General features: G+C 41.3%; 3 protein-coding genes and 1 CRISPR repeat array. Of the genes, 1 reads left to right on the top strand and 2 read right to left on the bottom strand.

What is annotated here, in order from left to right; genetic code table 11:
• Positions 1-127 (top strand): integrase core domain-containing protein (locus NM10_RS15360; RefSeq protein WP_147675889.1); only part of this gene is annotated, 127 nt, incomplete at its 5' end.
• A 59-nt stretch (positions 128-186) separates the two neighbouring features.
• On the opposite strand, the gene NM10_RS12280 is transcribed toward NM10_RS15360, so the two are convergent.
• Positions 187-555: a CRISPR-associated endonuclease Cas1 gene (locus NM10_RS12280; RefSeq protein ID WP_020311861.1), complete on the bottom strand. Its 369-nt coding sequence runs from the start codon at positions 553-555 to the stop codon at positions 187-189.
• A 6-nt stretch (positions 556-561) separates the two neighbouring features.
• Positions 562-1,218 (bottom strand): CRISPR-associated protein Cas4, encoded by a 657-nt coding sequence (gene cas4, locus NM10_RS12275; protein WP_020311860.1) that lies wholly within the window; start codon positions 1,216-1,218, stop codon positions 562-564.
• A gap of 135 nt (positions 1,219-1,353) precedes the next feature.
• Positions 1,354-1,794: direct repeats of the CRISPR family, unit length 32 nt; unit sequence ATTTCAATCCACGCACCCGTGAAGGGTGCGAC.
• Between the last annotated feature and the right edge of the window lie 253 nt (positions 1,795-2,047).

Here is a 2,047-nt window from a genome sequence, read left to right as displayed (position 1 = left end):
TCAGACCCCAAGAGAGCTTCGACGTCTGATTAACCAATACGTAGATGATTACAACAACATACGGCCCCACGAGGCATTAGGCTACAAGGTTCCCAACGAGTTTTACTTTGCTTGCTTCGCTGCTTAGAATAATTCTGCTTACTGCCACTCTTAAAATTTTAGAACGTGGTCTTGACAAGGGGCCCATTATACACTGCGAGCATTGAAAATCTTCCCTACAATAAAATACCTGGCAATTTGACAGCTTTGCTCTTCATCATCGGAACAACGGTATTGTTTTTTCCGCAATAATACATTTCCCTGAGTCGTTCCCACTACCCTAGCCAAAAATCTACCACTCTGGCGATAAAAACAAAGTCCTATATTTCTTTTGGCACATTCCCCCATTAAGGCTGGCGACGCGCCTTTATAACCGAAATAAATAATCTGCTCTAACGTATGAAGAGGAAATTTTCCCATCACATTTTCATCCATTAAAACGATAACATTGTCATTTTCTAAGGCTAAATACGTTTCCGGAGTCATGATATATAATGTATTCAACAATTTTCTCATATTTCGTCACTCTCCCAACATAGTATCGTAATAGGGACGAGCTGATTTCTTTTTACAAATGATAGGCAGACAAAGTTCTTTCAAGGAACAACTGGGGCATCCCTTTCTAGGGCGAACTTTAGGAATATAGCCACGTCGAAAATAATCATGCATTTGTGCCAACATTTCTCTAACTTCATGACATAAATCTTCTGTCAATGAAACCGTTTCTCTTCGATGAGTTTCATGATAGTACACAGCCCCTTCTGAAATAGGCACTCCTAACATTTCCGTCAGACACATAGCTTGACAGCAAAGCTGAAGACGATCTGCATCTATATCCTTGGATTTCCCTCGTTTGTATTCAATGGGAAAAGGCTGCCATACCCCTTTCTGTCCGTATAAATAACAGCCAGCATTATTTTGACGAAATTCCACCACATCACATTGCCCAGTTACCCCCAACGTTCTTGAAGATATCCTCATCCCCCGGGAAACAAGAAGCTCTCCGCGTTTCTCCACAAAGTCTGGATTATGACAATTTTCATGAATAATGTTACCTTCCATCGTCTTAACATTTTCAGCCCAAACTTGGTCTATGTGAATTAAGGCCCATTGTCTCGGACAAAAAGAAAAATGTTGTATCCCCGATATCATCAAAAAATCATCTTCAGCATATTCCATGAAAAACGCCTCCTTTCAGTATTCTGTAATATTCACATCCATAAGTACCTTATAATTTAATTATATCATATTTTAATCCACGCACCCGTGAAGGTGCAACCCCGGTAAAGGATTTCAGGATAGACGATTCATCGAATTTCAATCCACGCACCCACTAAGGGTGCGACAGCTTCCTTAATCCCTATGGCCGATCCTTTTGCCAGATTTCAATCCACGCACTCGCAAAGGGTGCGACGGCCTTGGACTCATTCAATTTTTCATATTCTTTTTGATTTCAATCCACGCACCCGTGAAGGGTGCGACTGGGGGGCTTTAACGTCAATTAATATGCCTAAAATAATTTCAATCCACGCACCCGTGAAGGGTGCGACTCAGCCCTTAATTTATATTTTCAAATGGTTTTATGTATTTCAATCCACGCACCCGTGAAGGGTGCGACGCCCCGACGACCTTCAAGCAGTATTGCACCAGGTCGATTTCAATCCACGCACCCGTGAAGGGTGCGACTTGATTTGTTCCTCGATATTGTTCGGGACTACAATCAATTTCAATCCACGCACCCGTGAAGGGTGCGACTCTACAATGAATTCTATAATGGGCCTGTGAATTCAGACCAGTACTGAAAATTTTAAGAGTGCATGATATAGTATTAAGTAACGAAAATTGGAGGATGCTATCATGCCAAGAAAAAAGTACACTTCTGAATTTAAGACCAAGATTGTTCTGTCAATTCTTCAAGGCGACAAGGAATTCAATGTCATCTGTTCTGAAAACGGCCTGAACCCAAACATGGTCAAGAAAATGGAAGCAAGAATTCCTGCAAAACTGA

This window comes from Megasphaera sp. NM10, from assembly GCF_000417505.1.
In the GTDB taxonomy this organism is placed as follows: domain Bacteria; phylum Bacillota; class Negativicutes; order Veillonellales; family Megasphaeraceae; genus Megasphaera; species Megasphaera intestinihominis.
This window is presented reverse-complemented; position numbering and strand designations above follow the sequence as displayed.

What these genes read in the sequence shown, in the direction of transcription:
- cas4 (WP_020311860.1), bottom strand. Translation starts at nt 1,218, where the DNA reads ATGGAATATGCTGAAGATGATTTTTTGATGATATCGGGGATACAACAT.
- NM10_RS12280 (WP_020311861.1), bottom strand. Translation starts at nt 555, where the DNA reads ATGAGAAAATTGTTGAATACATTATATATCATGACTCCGGAAACGTAT.